13 protein-coding genes are annotated in these 16,064 nt (G+C 71.5%); 1 reads left to right on the forward strand and 12 read right to left on the reverse strand.

The genetic code is table 11. The features are described 5' to 3' along the window. Positions 1-34: 34 nt before the first annotated feature. From ABZ354_RS26075 to ABZ354_RS26100, 6 genes are all read right to left on the reverse strand, one after another. Positions 35-910 (reverse strand): carbohydrate ABC transporter permease, encoded by an 876-nt coding sequence (locus tag ABZ354_RS26075; protein WP_358660689.1) that lies wholly within the window; start codon positions 908-910, stop codon positions 35-37. Positions 911-927: 17 nt separating this feature from the next. Further along, on the reverse strand, positions 928-1,890 hold the full coding sequence (locus ABZ354_RS26080) for a sugar ABC transporter permease (protein ID WP_358660691.1): 963 nt from the start codon (positions 1,888-1,890) through the stop codon (positions 928-930). Between the two features lie 56 nt (positions 1,891-1,946). Beyond that, positions 1,947-3,359: an extracellular solute-binding protein gene (locus ABZ354_RS26085; protein WP_358660693.1), complete on the reverse strand. Its 1,413-nt coding sequence runs from the start codon at positions 3,357-3,359 to the stop codon at positions 1,947-1,949. A 153-nt stretch (positions 3,360-3,512) separates the two neighbouring features. Continuing rightward, entirely contained in the window at positions 3,513-4,514 is a 1,002-nt protein-coding gene (locus ABZ354_RS26090; RefSeq protein ID WP_358660694.1) for a LacI family DNA-binding transcriptional regulator, read from the reverse strand. A gap of 276 nt (positions 4,515-4,790) precedes the next feature. Further along, positions 4,791-5,597, reverse strand: coding sequence for a polysaccharide lyase beta-sandwich domain-containing protein (locus ABZ354_RS26095; RefSeq protein ID WP_358660696.1), 807 nt, complete (start codon positions 5,595-5,597; stop codon positions 4,791-4,793). 766 nt (positions 5,598-6,363) lie between these two features. Continuing rightward, complete coding sequence (locus ABZ354_RS26100; protein ID WP_358660698.1) at positions 6,364-7,590, reverse strand: cytochrome P450; 1,227 nt, start codon at positions 7,588-7,590, stop codon at positions 6,364-6,366. A gap of 601 nt (positions 7,591-8,191) precedes the next feature. On the opposite strand from ABZ354_RS26100, the gene ABZ354_RS26105 reads away from it, so the two are divergent. Continuing rightward, positions 8,192-8,848, forward strand: a complete 657-nt coding sequence (locus ABZ354_RS26105; RefSeq protein ID WP_358660700.1) for a S1 family peptidase — start codon at positions 8,192-8,194, stop codon at positions 8,846-8,848. A gap of 230 nt (positions 8,849-9,078) precedes the next feature. Here the strand turns inward: ABZ354_RS26105 and ABZ354_RS26110 are convergent, their stop codons facing one another. The 6 genes from ABZ354_RS26110 to ABZ354_RS26135 all read right to left on the reverse strand — a co-directional run bounded on the left by ABZ354_RS26110 (position 9,079) and on the right by ABZ354_RS26135 (position 15,951). Continuing rightward, positions 9,079-9,837 carry a 4'-phosphopantetheinyl transferase superfamily protein gene (locus tag ABZ354_RS26110; protein ID WP_358660702.1) on the reverse strand — a complete coding sequence of 253 codons (759 nt, stop codon included), beginning with the start codon at positions 9,835-9,837 and terminating at the stop codon, positions 9,079-9,081. 9 nt (positions 9,838-9,846) lie between these two features. Continuing rightward, complete coding sequence (locus ABZ354_RS26115) at positions 9,847-11,265, reverse strand: MFS transporter (RefSeq protein WP_358660704.1); 1,419 nt, start codon at positions 11,263-11,265, stop codon at positions 9,847-9,849. 117 nt (positions 11,266-11,382) lie between these two features. Beyond that, on the reverse strand, positions 11,383-11,640 hold the full coding sequence (locus ABZ354_RS26120) for a hypothetical protein (protein WP_358660706.1): 258 nt from the start codon (positions 11,638-11,640) through the stop codon (positions 11,383-11,385). Positions 11,641-11,837: 197 nt separating this feature from the next. Further along, positions 11,838-13,151 (reverse strand): glutamate synthase-related protein, encoded by a 1,314-nt coding sequence (locus tag ABZ354_RS26125; protein WP_358660708.1) that lies wholly within the window; start codon positions 13,149-13,151, stop codon positions 11,838-11,840. Continuing rightward, positions 13,148-15,532: an amino acid--tRNA ligase-related protein gene (locus ABZ354_RS26130; protein WP_358660709.1), complete on the reverse strand. Its 2,385-nt coding sequence runs from the start codon at positions 15,530-15,532 to the stop codon at positions 13,148-13,150. Before ABZ354_RS26130 ends, ABZ354_RS26125 begins: the two co-directional genes overlap by 4 nt. Next, positions 15,529-15,951 (reverse strand): cobalamin B12-binding domain-containing protein, encoded by a 423-nt coding sequence (locus ABZ354_RS26135; protein WP_358660711.1) that lies wholly within the window; start codon positions 15,949-15,951, stop codon positions 15,529-15,531. The genes ABZ354_RS26130 and ABZ354_RS26135 overlap by 4 nt, the downstream gene beginning before the upstream one ends. Between the last annotated feature and the right edge of the window lie 113 nt (positions 15,952-16,064).

Below are 16,064 nucleotides of genomic sequence, written 5' to 3' on the forward strand. Positions count from 1 at the left end.
CGAAGACGGGAGGGTGGAGCGGGGCGGGGAGGGCTCAGCCCTTGAGGCCGCCGGCGGTCAGGCCGCTCATGATGTTGCGCTGGAAGACGAGGAAGATCAGCAGGGTGGGCAGGGAGGCGATCGTCAGCGCGGCGATCAGCACGTTCACGGGAACCCCGTTGGACAGCGAGTAGATGCCCACGTTGAGGGTCTGCATCGCCGGGTCGGGCAGGGTGAGCATCGGCCAGAGGAAGTCCTTCCAGACGCCGACGATCGCGAAGATGGACACCACGCCGAGGATGGGCCGGGAGACCGGCAGCACGATGGACCACAGGGTGCGCAGGGGGCTCGCGCCGTCCATGGCGGCGGCGTCCAGGAGTTCCTTGGGGATCGAGTCGAAGAACCGCTTCAGCAGGAAGATGCTGAAGGCGTTGGTCACCGACGGCAGCCAGATCACCCAGGGTGTGTTGAGCAGGTTGCGTTCGAAGACGGGCACGTCGAGCACGGTCAGGTACTGGGGTACGACGAGTACGGTCGCCGGAATCATCAGGGTGGCCAGCATCATCCCGAGGATGGCCCTGCCGAGGACCGGGCGGAGCCGGGAGAGCGAGTAGGCCGCGGCCACGTCGAGGACGAGCTGGAAGGCCAGGGCGCCGAACGCGTAGTACAGGGTGTTGAACAGCAGCGTCGAGAGGTCCATGACGTCCCAGGCGCGGCTGTAGTTGTCGGGCTCGAACGATCCGGGCGCCAGCGTCGGCGGCGTACGCACGACTTCCTGGGCGTCCTTGAAACCGCTGGAGATCATCCAGTACAGCGGGCCGAGGAAGACGAGGGTGAAGCCGACGACGACGACCGCGAAGGTCACCCAGTAGAGGATCCGGCCGCGGGGCCGGGCGAGCCGGGCCGGTGAGATCAGGGTGCGTGTGGACATGCTGGGGCCTCCCGGTCCTACTCGCTCTCGGCGCGGCTGAGCCTGACGTACGCCGCCGAGAATCCGGCGAGGAGTACGAGCAGGAGCAGGCCGAGGGCCGCCGCGGCACCGTAGTCGTTGAAGTTGAAGGCGTACTGGTAGATGAGGTACACGACGGTCGTGGTGGAGCCCTCGGGGCCCGCGCCGCCGGTCAGCAGGAAGGGTTCGACGAAGACCTGCATGGTCGCGATGATCTGCATGAGCAGCATCAGCGACAGGACGAGGCGGGTCTGCGGGATCGTCACGTGCCAGATCTTGCGCAGCAGCCCCGCTCCGTCCAGTTCGGCCGCCTCGTACAGCTCGCCGGGGATGCCCTGGAGCGCCGCGAGGTAGATGAGGGCTGCGCCGCCCATGTTCATCCAGGTCGAGGCGATGACGACGGAGAGCATGGAGGTACCGGGGTCCTGGAGCCACTGCTGCGCCGGGAGGCCGAGGAAGCCGAACAGTTCGTTGAGGAGTCCGTAGCCGGGGTCGTAGAGGTATTTGAACAGCAGGACGGAGGCGACGGGCGGCAGCATCACCGGCAGGTAGACGAGCAGGCGCAGGTACCCCTTGCCGTGCCGGAACTCGTTGATGACGACGGCGACCACGAAGGGCACGGCGAAGCCGAGGACGAGAGCGAGCGCGGTGAACAGCAGGGTGTTGCGCCAGGCCTGCCAGAACGCCGGGTCGTTGACGACGGTGGTGAGGTTGTCCAGGCCGACCCAGGTGACCTCGCCGCCCTCGGTCTTCTGGAAGGCCAGGAGGAACTCGCGGATCATCGGGTACCAGGAGAAGAACGCGAAGCACAGGACCGCGCCGATGAGGAAGGCATGGGCGGTGAGGTTGCGCCGCAGGCTCTTGGCGAGGCCGCCGCCGGGCGGCACGTGGCCCGCCGGGGGCGACGGAGTGCGGCTACTGACCGCCTTGCGCGGGGTCGGGGCGGGGGCCGTGGCCGGCATCGATGCTCCTTGGACACAGCGGGGACGGACGTGCCGCCCGCCCCCGTCCGGCAGGGTCACTGTGCGGCGAGGACCTGGTTGACCTGGCTCGCGGCCGTGGAGAGCAGTTGGTCGATGTCGGCGTCCTTGTTGGTGAGCAGGCCGGACATCACGTTGTCGAGGACCTTGTAGATCTGCTGCGCCTTCGGCGGCTCGGTCTTCCCGGCGACCGGGTTGTCCATGAAGGCCTTGAAGTTCTCGACGGGCATGGTGGCGTGCTCGGTCCGCGCGGCGTCGTCCTTTTTCTTGGACTCGTTGAGCCAGAAGTTGGGCTGCGGGATGCCGACCGGCAGGCCGTCGGCCTTGGTGCGTGCCCACGCGAACTGGCCCTTGCCGACGGTGAGGTTCTTGAAGTTGAGCCAGGCGATCGCGGCCTTGATCCGGTCGCCCGGGATGCCCTTCTTGATCATGTAGTTGTTGCCGCCGGCGAGGGTGTTCCTGCCGCCCGGGATGGGCCCCATGCCGAAGTTCTCGTACCGGGCGCCCAGTTGCTGGACCATGTACGCGATGTCGTCGGGCGCGGCCAGGAACATCCCGAGTTTGTCGGTCGCGATCTGCTTCTGCAGGTCGCCCCACTTCAGCAGTTGCGTCTTGCCCATGCTGTCGTCCTGCCAGCGCATGGCGTGCAGGTTCTCGGCGACCTGTCTGCCGAGGTCGTTGTCGAAGGCGGCCTTCTTGCCGCTCGCGTCGACGACGTCACCGCCGAGGCTGTACATCTGCGCGGTGAAGTGCCAGCCGCCGGTGTTGCCCGCGCTGTACTCGCCGAAGCCGGCGACGCCCCCGCCGAGGCCCGCGATCCTCTTGGCCGCGGCCCGGACCTCGTCCCAGGTCTTCGGCGGGCTGTCGGGGTCGAGGCCGGCCTGTTTGAACAGCTTGCGGTTGATCAGCAGGCCCATGGTGTAGTTGCTGGTGGGCAGGCCGTAGAGCTTGCCGTCGTGCTTGAGCGAGCCGAGGACGTTCGGGTCGATGTCCTTCAGCAGCGGCACGCTCTTGTCGTTGACGTAGGCGGTGATGTCCTCGGCGCCGTCGTTGTCGAGCACCTGGGGCAGGTCGGTGAAGTAGGTGTAGAACACGTCGGGCTGGGACTTGGCCTTCAGCATGGCCGTGAAGCGCGGCGGCTCCAGGCACTGTCCGGGGGTGGAGCGGCCCTCGATGGTGACGTGGGGGTACGTCTTGTGGAACTCCTCGACGTCTTCCTTCCACTCCTTCAGCTCGGCCGCCTTCGCCGTCGGCGGCATGCAGTCGATGGTGATCGTGACCTTGGTCTTCGGGTCCAGTGGAGCGGCCGGGTCACCGGACGCGCCGCCGGAGGATCCGTCGCCGTCATCGCTGCTGCTGGTTCCGCAGGCCGTCAGGGCGGTGAGTGCGAGCGCGGAGACGAGGGCCAGGGCGCCGGCACTGCGGACGCGGTTCAGCCGAGCACTTCTCATGGGTGGACCCCTTCGGGCATGAACGTGGAGGGCGCCCCACCGCCGATGCGTTGTGGGGCGCCCTCACTCAACCACCGAGAACAAGTGGACGCAATATCTCGCGCTGATTTCGTAAATGATTGACAGCTCTTCGCGGATCGCGGACATCCGACGTCAGCGCGGTGACACCTGCGCGGTGGAGGCGCGCACGACGAGCTCCGGTTCGAAGAGCAGCTCGCTGTGCGGGACGTCGGCGCCCTGGATCTGCGCCGTGAGCAGCTCCACCGCCGCGCGGCCCATGGCCTCGATCGGCTGACGCACCGTGGTCAGCGGGGGCTCGGTGCAGGTCATGAAGGCGGAGTCGTCGTATCCCACGACGGACACGTCCTGCGGCACGCGCAGGCCCCTGCGCCGGGCGGCCCGGACCGCGCCGAGGGCCAGCGGGTCGCTGGCGCACACGATGCCGGTGATGCCGCGGTCGAGCAGGCGCGAGGCCGCCGCCTGCCCGCCCTCCAGGGAGAAGATCGAGCGCTCCACGAACTCGCCGGACAGCGTGCCGCCCGCGGCCTGCCCGGCGGCGCGCAGCCTGCGCCGCGAGGGGACGTGGTCGGCGGGGCCGAGCACGAGTCCGATCCGCTCGTGCCCCAGCGACACCAGATGCCGCCACGACTGCTCCACGGCCACCGCGTCGTCGCAGGCCACGCAGGGGAAGTCGAGTTCCTCGATCGCCGCGTTCACCAGCACCACGGGAATCCTGCGCTCCGCGAGCAGCCGGTAGTGCTCGTGCGGGGCGTCGGCCTGGGCGAACAGCCCGCCCGCGAACACCACCCCGGACACCTGCTGCTGGAGCAGCAGCTCGACGTAGTCCGCCTCCGAGACGCCGCCCTTGGTCTGGGTGCACAGCACGGGGGTCAGACCCTGCTGCGCCAGCGCGCCGCCGATCACTTCGGCGAACGCCGGGAAGATCGGGTTCTGCAGCTCGGGCAGGACCAGTCCCACCAGCCGCGCCCGCTCGCCCCGCAGCTGCGTCGGCCGCTCGTAGCCGAGGACGTCCAGCGCCGTGAGCACCGACTGCCGGGTCGCCTCCGACACCCCCGGCTTGTTGTTGAGCACCCGGCTGACCGTGGCCTCGCTGACCCCAACCTTCTTCGCCACTTGAGCAAGTCGTCGCGTCATGAACGCAAGCGTAGCGCAAACAACCGCAAGTGTTTGCGCTACGTCTTCGGCCGCCGGCGGACGGCCGTGGCCGACGGGGCAGGGCGCGAGTCCGGCCCCGTCGTCTCCCACCGCAACACCCCCGCAGACGACCCCGCCACCCCCTCAACCGCACCACCGCGGGCAGTCCCGTCATTTTTCTCGGCCCCCACATCTGCGGGCGGCCCCGTCAGATCGGACTCACGGTAGAGAATCTGCCGGTTCCCCCGGCCCCCACACCATCCGCGGGCGGCCCCGTCACCTCAGCCGCACCACCGCTCTGTGCACCTCGCCCGCCGTGCCCGGTGTGACCCGCAAGGCGACCCGGTCCTCCGTGGACAGCACCTGGACGGTGGGGTCGTGGGACGTCACGGACCTCACCGGGCGGTGCCATGTCACGTCGATCGCCACGCCGTCCCGCAGCGGCCCGGACACGCACACGGTGGCCGTGCCGCCCGCCTCGCGGATCAGCACGCTCGCGGGAGTCGTCGCCGTGAGGTCTCCGAGGGTGCCGGCGCGCCAGAAGTTGACGCCCGTGAAGCCGAGAGCGGCGTCCCGGACGCCCTGCCGGCCGTCGGTGTTGGCGAGGACGGTGAGACGCCGGCCGGCGCCGTGCGCGCGTGCCGCGGTCTCGGCGGCGGTGGCGCCGGGCAGCACGAGGTAGGCGTAGGTGTCCCCGGCATGGAAGCCCGTGACGATCACGGAGTCGCGTACATCGTTGTCCAGGCCGCGGAAACCGAGGTCCGCGGGAGCGCCGAGACCGGCGGCGCGTAGGTGGGCCAGGACGTGGTCGTGGCGGGCGGCGGTGTCGTGGGTGCGGCCGGGCCTGGCGGCGGATATCCAGACCAGGCGGACTCTCTCGTCAGTCAGGGCGAGGAAGTGCAGCCCGTGGGTGCGGTGTTTACCGGAGAAATCACGGCGGTCTGCCTTTCCGGTGCGGCGCTGAGTGGGGATCAGGGTGCCATCGGTCAGGACGACCTCTCCGCCCTGCCTGCGGCCTTCTTCAGGGCACGGCCCGGGCGCGGAGCTTGCGCGGCGAGCAGTCCAATCAGTTCGTCCCGCCATCGACGGACGGTGGACTCGGACGCATAGTAGCCGTCGGCCATGTCGGCCAGGCGCTGGTCGTGCCGCAGCACGGCCAGGACGATCACGGCGATCTGCCCGGACGGCAGGATCCGCCACCGGGACCGTATCGCCTTCGAATGGCGTCTCAGCAGATCGGCGAGGTGGTTGACGGTGCGCGTGGACAGCGACAGACGGCACCGGTAGACAAGTGAGCAGGCGCCCCCGGCGCGTTGGCTTCCGTCACACGATCCCGACGACTGCCGAGGGCATTCCGGTTACGGCTCTGGTGCACCACTTCGGGTGGTGACACGTTCGGTCACAGACGGGCGGAGAAGCGACCGTCAGGCAGTTTCCGCAGCCAGCCGCGATCAACAAGCCTGACGAGCCTTCCGCGCAGCGGTGCTGAATATCTCTCCGACCTGCCGAGTCATGACCGGGCCCGCAAGACGTCGTACAGCGGCGAGAATGCTCTGATCAGTCCGGCGAGAGCAACAGCTGTTCCTCCAGTCCGTCCAGTTCTGCACGCCGTGTTGTGATCCGCTCCAGCAGCTCGGGATCCACGCACCGGGATCGTAGAAGGCCACCCGGCGCCAGCGGGCTGAAACCAGCGAACCGTCCGGTTCCGTCAGACGATCTACTCCGCAGACGTCCGCCAACAACCAGCATGAGCAGCCCGAGAACCGGACACACCAGCCTTTTGACCTGCGCCTTCAAGATGGCGGAGGCGCAGCGCAGCGCAGTGCAGTGACGGTCAGGCAGTGACAGGTCAGGCGGTGACGGGGGTGAAGCGCACCGGCAGGGACTTCGGCCCTCGCGTGAACACGCCCTGTTCGACCGGGTCGAAGCCGTCGGCGAGCCGTACGTCGGGCATGGCGTCGAGGAGTTGCGCGACGCCGATTTCGACCTCGGCCTTGGCCAGCAGGGCGCCCACGCAGAAGTGCCGGCCGAGGGCGAACGCGAGGTGGTCGGCGGCGGCGGAGAACGCGGTGGTCGTGGTGAGGTCGTCGCGGAAGATGTCGAAGGTGTCCGGGTCGCGGTAGCGGTTCTCGTCCCGGTTGGCGGAGCCGATCAGGCAGGTGACGGTGACACCCGCGGGGATGGTGCCGCCGCCGAGCTCCACCCGCGTCGCCGACTGGCGCATGATCATGTGGACGGGCGGCGTGTAGCGCAACGTCTCGGCGAAGGCCCGCGGAATCAGGCTGTGGTCCTCGCGGACGGCTGCGAGCTGTTCGGGATGCATCAGCAGGTTGGCGAAGATGCTGGCTATCGCCTTGTCGGTGGTCTCCCCGCCGGCGGCGAGCAGCAGGCTGCAGAACGCCTTGATGTCCTCGTCGCTCATCCTCACGCCGTCGACCTCGGCGGCGCACAGCGTGGACAGCAGGTCGTCGCCGAGGTTGTCCCGTCGCTCGCGGATGATCGGCAGCATGTACTCGGCGAACTCCACCCGGGTCCGCTCCCCCGCCTCGGTCACCTCCGGGTCGCCCGACAGGTTGCCGAGGAACGCGATGACCGACGTGTACCAGCGGTGGAAGCGGTCGTGGTCGGCCTTGTCCAGGCCCAGCATGTCCGCGATCACATTGACCGGGAAGCGTGTCGCGTAGTCGGTGACGAGGTCGGCGGAGCCGGTGTGCCGGAAGGCGTCGACGAGCGTGCGGGAGTTGCGCTCGATCACCGGCAGGAACGTCTCCTGCAGGTCCCTGCCGCGGAAGGCGGGCGCGACGAGCGCGCGGCGCACGGCGTGCTCCCGGCCGCTGAGCTGGAGGATGGTCTTGCCGTGCACGGGCTCGATCTGCCAGTCGTAGTTGTCGGTGGTGAACTCGCCCGCCTTGTCCTTGAAGACGCGCTCCACGTCCTCGTAGCGCGAGATGATGTAGCTCTGTGTGGCCTCGTGCCAGATCAGGGGAGCGCTTTCACGCATGGCGCGGTAGGCGGGGTAGGGGTTCGCAGCGAACTCGGGCGAGAGGATGTCGGGGACCTGCTGCGGGGTGGACATGGTGCTCCCTGAATTGAGTAACGGGCTTGCCAAATACCGTAGATGATCAACTGTCAGGGCGGGACAGGAGCTTCGGCCGGACAGGCGGTGGTCGCACCGTCCTTGGCCGAAAGCACGCGGTCACCGGGTGGATTTCGGGGAGCCGGACGGCATGCGACGGCCCGTTGCCCGCGCGGTCGTCGTGCCGGCCGGCCGTAACGCGGTGGACCGCCGGACGGCACGCGCAAAGGCCGGTTCAGGACCTTGCGTGGCTGCCCCCTCGGGCTGACGGCCTGCGGGCTCGCGTCGGTGCGGATCACATCGGCCCGGAGCGCACCGGTCGACGGGGGCCGAACGCGGCGACCCGGGTCCGTCCGGTGCACGGCAGCGACACGCCAGCGGTACGGACGGGGACGCTCCCACGTCTCTGACCCGGGTCGCGTCCTCGTCGGCGTCGACCGTTACGCGACGCAGGGTGCGCGGGAGAGTGCCGCCCGGTTTCAGGCGTCCGAAAACCGTCCTGCCCCGCTTCTGCGGGCGTACGGACCCTTCTTGGGCGGCGCGGGAGCCACGACCATGGGGGCCACCAGGGCACCACCGACCCACGCCCACGGAGGATCCCATGCTCAGACGCCTGCCACTCTTCGTCGCCGCCTTCGCTGTTCTCGCGGCCCTCTTCAGCTCCCCGGCCAGTGCGGCCGAAGCGGCGGTGACCGTGCGGGGCGGAGACACCTTGTACAGCGGTGCCAGCCGCTGCCGTGTGGGCTTCAACGCCCACCAGGGCACGACGAACTACGGCCTGATGGCGGGCCACTGCCTCTCCGCGGGCACCACGTGGTACCGCGACTCGGCGCACACGCAGCCGGTGGGCACCGCCGCGGGCAGCAGCTTCCCCGGCAACGACTACGGTGTGCTGCGCTACTTCGACACCGTCTCCGCACCGAGCGTGGTCGCTTCCGGCAGTTCCACGTTCCCCATCACCACGGCCCGCAACCCGGTCGTCGGCGAGCAGGTCTGCATGCCGAGTCTCACCGGCGGTCTGCAGTGCGGCCGGGTCACCGCGGTCAACGTCACCGTGAGCTACCCGGAGGGCAGCATCAGCGGCCTCTTCTCGGCCAACCTCTGCGTCGAGCCCGGCGACATGGGCGGACCCGGCTTCAGCGGCACCGCCGCCCTCGGTATCGCGGTCGGCGGGCAGGGCACCTGTTCCTCGGGCGGAACGACGTTCTTCCAGCCGGTGGTGGAGATTCTTTCGGCGTACGGACTGACGGTCGGCTGAGACGCGGCGGCGGTCGCGGCGCCCGGGACGCCGGCCAGAACGTGTCGTAGGACGGAAGAGGGGCGGCACCGCCCGCCGCCGGCCGGGCGACACCGCCGTCCCGGACCCGATCACGGGCCGCCGCCGCGGGGTGCCCGCCGGGTGACCGACGGCAGCGGCCGGGGCGACTGTGGATCAGTCGCCCCGGCTCCCGTCGCACCGGCTTCGGCTTCCCGCCCCGCTGTCTCGGATCACTCCGTGCACAGCGCCACCGCGGCGCAGTGTCCCCCGGGGACGGCGACGTCCGTGAGGAGCCATCCAGGTACGTGGGCGGGGTCGTGGCCGGAGCCGACGTAGTCGGACGCCGGGTCGGCGGAGAGGCCCACCCCGAGTCCCTTCAGGTAGGCCTCCTTGCGGGTCCACACCCGGGTGAAGGCGGCGGGCCGTTCTGCCGCGGGGAGCCCTGCCAGTTCCGCGGCCTCTCTGGGGTGCAGGACGTCGGACGCCTCCAGGACGGTCGTCGGGGTCACCAGTTCCTCCACGTCCACGCCGACCGGCGCGGTCGCGAAGGCCAGCAGGCTCAGGCCGGTGCAGTGCGAGAGCGAGAAGTGCAGCGCGCCGTCCGGCAGGACCGGTCTGCCGTGGGGTTCGTCGCAGTGCAGGCACGGTGCCCGTTCGACGGTGACGTCACCCGGGGCGATGTCCAGGTAGGCGCCGAGCAGCCGTCGCAGAGCGACATGCGCGCACACGTAGGAGTCCCGGTCGGCCGCCTGGACGAACTCCGCCGCTCGCGCCAGTTCCTGGGCGTCCAGGGTGGCCGGCGCCTGCCGGTGGGCGTGCGACCGGAATTCGGTGGTGTCCACCAGCCACACCTCCGGGCCGGGGCCGGGAGTGTGCCGCCGGCCGGGATCGTAGGCCCGGTCGTGGCCGCCGGGGTCCGGTCCGGGGCCCGGTCCCGGGCCGGTCAGCCGCCTCGGGAGCAGCAGTCGGGGAACGGTCAGGATGGTCATGGCCCTCCTTCAGGCTGCGGGCACGGGCGGCTTGGAGACGGACACCGGCGATCCGGCGACGGGCTCCCGCACCTCCGCAGACGACACGGACGGCGCGGACGGCGGTGCGGTGGTCGGCGTGGCGAGTGCGGCGGCCGGCACGCGCGGTTCCGGGGCGGCCCCGGCCGGGTCGATCGGTTCGGACACCGGCCCGGTCGGCTCGGCGGGCGTCGCCTCCGGTTCCTCCGCCTGGGCCGGGTGGCGCAGGGCGAGGACGGCGGCCAGCGGGGATACGAAGGCGATCGTGCCGCACAGCAGCCACGTGGTCTGCACGCCGAGGACGAGGGACAGGGAGCTGAACACGGCGATGGAGATCGGGGCGGTGCCGATGCCGGCCAGTGACAGCGTGGACATGGCGGCGCCCATCCGCTCCTCCGGCGCGGCCTGCTGGTAGAGGGTGACGATGGCGGGCCCGTTGAGCCCGGACAGCAGACCCACGGCGGCGGCGACCAGGGTGAGCGAGAGCGTCGTCGGCATCAGGGCCATGACCAGGATCCCGGCGGCCAGTCCCGCGCCGGTCACGACGAGGCGGACGTACATCGGGATGCGGTGCGCCAGGATCGCGCCGAGCGCGCTGGAGCCGAGGGCGCCGGCGCTGAAGGCGGCCAGGACGACGCCCACCGTGCCCACGCCCCAGCCGCGTTCGGAGACCAGCAGCGGCAGGGCGACCTCGGCGGGCCAGCTGAAGGCCATGTCCAGGGACAGGGCGGCGATGAACATCCAGCGCAGGCGCGGGTGCCCGGCCAGCAGGCGGAAGCCGTCGCCGGAGCGCCGGAGGAGGGAGACGCCGGGCTCCGGCTTCGGGCGGGCGAAGCCGTGGGTGACGTGCATCAGGCAGCCGAGCCAGATCAGTCCGGTCACCGCGCCGGCGGCCATCGCGACCCACAGTTCTCCCTCCGCGATCAGGAACGCCCCGGCGGGCGCCCCGAGGATCGGGGCCACCCGGAGCACCATCGCGTACAGGGAGTTGGCGCGGGTCAGCTGATCGCCACGGGCCAGCATCGGCAGCAGGACACCGGAGGCCGGTCCGGCGAGGCCCAGCAGCACCCCCTCGATCAGGGCGATCGTGACCAGCGGCCAGAGCGACTCCGCGGTGGCGGTGATCACGGCGCCCACGGCCAGTAGTGCCACGCGGGCAGTGGTGGTGCGCAGCAGGACGAAGCGCGGGCCCAGGGTGTCGGCGACCGCGCCGCCGAAGATGAGCATCAGCGCGCGCGGCACGGTGGCGGCGAGCGTCAGCAGGGTGACCGAGCGGGTTCCGCCGAGCTCGACAGCGGTCCAGTTCATGGCGATGAGCAGGGCGAAGCTGCCGAGTTGGACGGCGGCTTGGCCACCGACCAGGGAGGAGATCCGCCCCCAGGGGACCGGAGGCTGCGCGGTGGTGTCCATGGACGTACCCGTTCTGTGGGAGTGGTGAGAAGGAGGGACGGGAGGGACGGAAGGGACGGGAGACAGGGGGTGGATTCGGGGACAGGGGGGTGGGGCCGGAGGCAGGGGGGGCCGGCTTCAGCTGCGGTGGGCCATCACGGCGCGGCGCACCGCCCGGCGTACCGCGCGGGCCGTGTCGGCGGCGGGTGGCTGCCCGTAGGTGCGCAGTCGGAGATGACCGCCGAGGTGGCCGAGCCCGGCTTCGGCGAGAGCACGGGTGGCCACCGCACCGGGGTGGCCGGGACCCGCGCCCCGGCCGGGTCCGGGGCCGGAGCGGGCGTCGACGACGACACCCGGCAGCCCGTCCGGACCGGCCAGCCGGAACCGGGCTGTCACCAGGCTCCGTCCGGCGCCCGGCCGGCTCGCGGGGAGCCGGCCACTCGCCCGGACGCTGGCCGGGCCCCACCCGGCACCCGGCCGGCGGGCGGGCCACCACCTGCGAACCGAGATCCGTAACCGGTTCCAGCCGTCGGCCACCGGACCGGACCCGGACACCGCCCGCATCCCGCCACCGGCCACCGGCTCGAACCCGCTCACCGCAGGTCCCAGGCAGGCGTGTCCGACGGCTCGGTGACGTGGGTGGTGCCGTAGACCGCGGCCGGGTCCCACAGGTCGGCCGGGTCCAGGTCCGCGGCGCGGTACTTGCCCACGGCGCTGATCAGCAGCCGCAGTTCCAGGGCGAGGGCGCCGGTGAGCCGGACGAGACCCTCTTCGGGGTCCTCGTCCACGGCGAGGAGGGCGGCGCGGCCCAGGCCGACCGCCCGTGCGCCGAGGGCGAGGGCGCGCATGGCACGGGCGCCCTCCCAGATCCGGCCGGTGGCGAGCAGGTCGCCGGCGGGTCGGCCGATGCGGCGCAGGCACTCGCCGAGGGGCAGTCCGACGTGGTCGAGGAAGACGCGCGGTGCCCAGCCGGTGCCGCCCTCCGCGCCGTCCACGGTGACCGCGTCGGCCCCGGCCTGCCACGCGACGGAGGCGGCCCGGGCGATGTCCCGGCCGGGGTGGAACTTCACCCAGGTGCGGGCGAGGGGGAAGTTGTTGCGCATGAAGCGGAGTTGCTGGCGGACGATCTCCTCGGTGAACGTGCCCGGGGTGGCGCAGCGCAGCCGCCGTTCCGGGTCGCCCAGCACGTCGTGCACGCCGAACTGCCCGGAGAGGCGGCGTGCTTCGTCGGCGCCGACGACGGTCATGCCGCCGAGGCCGGGCTTGGCGCCCTGGCCGACCTTGAGTTCGAAGCCGAGACGGCCGGAGTCGCGCAGGGCGCGGGTGCCGGGGTCGCTGTAGAGGAGGTTCCACACCTCGGAGTCGGCGTCCTCGGTGGACTGCTGGACGACGACGCCGCCGACGCCCTCGGGGACGGCTTCGGTGTAGGCGGCGATGCGTTCCAGGAGGGCGGAGCGGGTCGCGCCGGCTTCGGCGCCGCGCCGGTAGCCGTGCACCGGCACCATGTTCTCGCCGATCACCATGGGGATGCCGAGGCGGGCCGCCTGCCGGGCCGAGGCCGGGCCCAGGTCGCCGCTGCCCGCCCGGGTGGAGCCGAACGCCGAGAGGTACAGGGGCAGGTGTGCGGTGAATCCGCCGACGCTGCCTGTCAGGTCCACGTCGTCGTGGGTCGGCTCGCGGCCTTCGTCGATCAGTTTCTCCAGGCGGCGCGGCATGAACACCGGCGGGACGATCCGTGTCCGGTCCAGATCGTCGGTCACCTCCGGGACGTCCCGGGGGGCGGGGCGCGCGGCTCCGAAGAGCTCGCCGCCGTACGCTTGCGCCGGGGGGAAGACGGTGGCGGTGCCGGTGCGGGCCCGGGCCCGTACGTCCGCCTCGGGGAATCCGGTCGCGTGCAGGCCGTTCACGGCGCGATCACCCCCGGCAGCTTCGGGTAGGCGCTGACCTGCCACAGGGCGTCGAGGCCGGTGAGGAAGCGGACGAGGCGCTGCAGGCCCATGCCGAAGCCGGCGCTGGGGCTGATGCCCTCACGGGCCAGTTGCAGGTACCAGGCGTACTTGGCGGGGTTCTCGCCGCTCTCCCGCATGCGGGTCACGAGGGTCGCGTAGTGGGACTCGCGTTCGCTGCCGCTGACGAGTTCGCCGTAGCCGCCGTGGGCGATCAGGTCGAAGTTGCGCAGCACGCCCGGGTTGTCGGGGTCCTCGCGGTCGTAGAAGCCGCGGGAGCCCTTGGGGTAGTCGTTGATGAAGAAGGGGCGCTCGGACTCGAGGGACAGCAGGCGTTCGCCGGCCCAGTCGATCTCGGCGTCGGGGCTCTGCGGGTGGCCGGCCGCCAGCAGCCGGGTCACGGCCTCCTCGTGGGTGCGCACGTCGAACTTGCCGGACCGCAGTTCCGCGAAGTCGAGTTCGTCGCGGCCCAGTTCGCGCAGGACGTCGGGCACGGCCGTCCAGACGTGCTCCGCGACGTGGGTCAGCAGGCCGGCGGCGAGCTCCTGGACGTCCTCGCGGGTGGCGGACGCCATCTCGACGTCGATCTGGTGGAACTCCACCAGGTGGCGGCCGGTGCCGGCGGTCTCCGGGGGTTCCACGCGCACGTTCGGCGCGATGTAGAACAGCCTCGGGAAGCCCTTGAGGGAGGCCTGCTTGTACAGGATGGCGCTGGTCATCAGCTTGTAGGGCTGCCCGTAGTAGTCGACGTCGAGGGCCTTGGCGCCCCGGCCGCCCGGGTCGGTGACCGGGCCGACGAGCGGCGGCAGCAGCTCCACGAAGCCCTCGCCGCGCAGGAATTCGCGCGCCGCGTACAGGGCTTCCTGCTGGACGAGCATCGCGGAGCGCAGGGTCGGCGAGGCCAGATGTTCACCCAGCGCGGGAGGGGTGGTGAGGTCCATGTCGTCTCCTTGTCCTGTGGATCCCGTGGGGGAGAGTGCGGTCCGGTGGTGCGGGGGAAGACCGGGTGGGGCGGCCTGGACGTCGTAGCGGTCCGCGACCGTGTCCAGGGCGCGCAGCAGGCCGGTGGAGGTCATGGGCGTGCGGGCGCCGGGTGCCGCGTGCGGCGCCACGGGCATCCGTCCCACGGCCGACCAGTGCAGTCGTCCGTCGGGGCCGACGACGCTGCGGCTGCGTCCGGCGTTGTCCGGGTGCAGGCAGTACGGGACGTCCAGCACGCCGCGCGCGAAGGCGGTGCGCAGGGCGCGGCCGGGGTCGTCGGACAGGTCGAGTACGGCCTCCAGGAAGGTCCGCGCGTCGCGGTAGACCTCGCTGTCGATGCCGTCGGGCCCGTGGAGGCGACCCGGTGCGTACTCGGTGCGGGCGGCCGCGGCTGCCGCGGTCTCCAGGGCGCGCACGTTCTCTTCGACGGTCGGGATGCGGTGTGCCTCGGCGGCCGTCTTCACGATGAGGCGCTGCGCTCCGGCGTGGACGGCGAGTCGGGCGGAGTCCTCGAGCAGGCGGGTGGCGCCGGACCGGGTGCGGGGGAAGACGCCCATGTAGGTGTAGAGCACCACGTGCCGGTCCACGTCGGCGGGCAGGAACTCCTCCGCCAGCCGGCGCAGTGCCCGGATGGCCTCCGCGTCCTGCGCGGTGTCGGTCTGCTGGGCGTAGCTGAGGGAGATGCTGCGGATGCCGCGCCGGACGAAGAACAGTCCTTCGAGCAGGCTGAGCGCGACCAGCAGGCCGGGTGGGCAGAGCTGGCCGAGCATGCACCCGCCGAAGCTCTCCAGGTGGGGGACGTGGGGTGCGGGTGTCAGGGCGGCCAGCAGGTCGCAGCCGCGGGCCCAGTTGTCGACGGACTCGGCGAGCGGTGTGCGGCCGTAGGGCAGGCAGTAGGAGACGGGCCCGCCCTCGGTGGCGTGCAGCCCCGCGGCGGTGAGGGCGCGGATGATCGGTTCGGGCCGGGAGGAGCCGTGCCGGACCTGGACGGGAAAGCCGAGGACGGGGGCGGTGTGGAGCAGGTCGCGGGTGACGTCCGCGGGGTGGGTGGCGATGGGGTAGCCGTTGAGCGGGAGGCCCTCGGCGAGTGCGGCCCGCGCCCCGGCGAGGTCGCCGACGCGGGTGTAGCTGTCGATGGTGAGGGTGCCGGCGGTGGTGCCGACGGCGGAGCGGGTCCGTTCCAGGCCGGCGCGCATGGCGCGGGGGTCGCCGAATCCCATGCGGGGCTGGACCACGAGCCTGCCTGCGGCGGACGCTGCGGCGACGAACTGTCCGAAGGACGGGGCGTCGACGGGCGGGGCGGGGCTCGTGTCGGCGGGCCCGGGCGGTGGCGCCGCTTCCCGGGCGGCGGCGGTGTTCACGCCGCTGCCCGTCGGCCGGCGTGCTCGTCCAGCCAGGTCCCCAGTGCCGCGGTGTCGCCGTCGTCGAAGACGGCCGCGCAGCCGGCCTCCAGCAGTCGGTGACGGCGCTCGGGGTCGACCTGTCCGGCCACGCCCAGTTTGCCGCCGATGACGACGGGCTGGTGCAGGCCGGCTGTGCGCAGGGCGCGTACGGCGTTCAGCCCGTCGCGGTATCCGTGCCCGTTCACGCTGCTGAGGACCACCAGGCCGGGCCGCTCGGCCGCGCAGGCGGCGGTCAGCAGCTCGTCGGTGACGCAGGGACCCAGGTTGCGCACCTGGTGTCCCCGTTCCTCCAGGAACAGCTGGAGGTAGACGAGGTTCCAGGTATGGGAATCCGAGGCCGTACCTGCCAGCAGGGTCTGCACATTCCGTCGTCGCATGGCAGAAATATAGGTTCGGATGCACCGGCCGAGGGGAAGTTGTGGCGGCAGTACGACGGCAGATGGAAAAGAAGGCCGCCGGACACGGAAAAGGCCGCGACCCGTGATGTCAC

The sequence above is a fragment of the Streptomyces sp. NPDC005925 genome (assembly GCF_040638805.1).
Classification (GTDB): Bacteria; Actinomycetota; Actinomycetes; order Streptomycetales; family Streptomycetaceae; genus Streptomyces.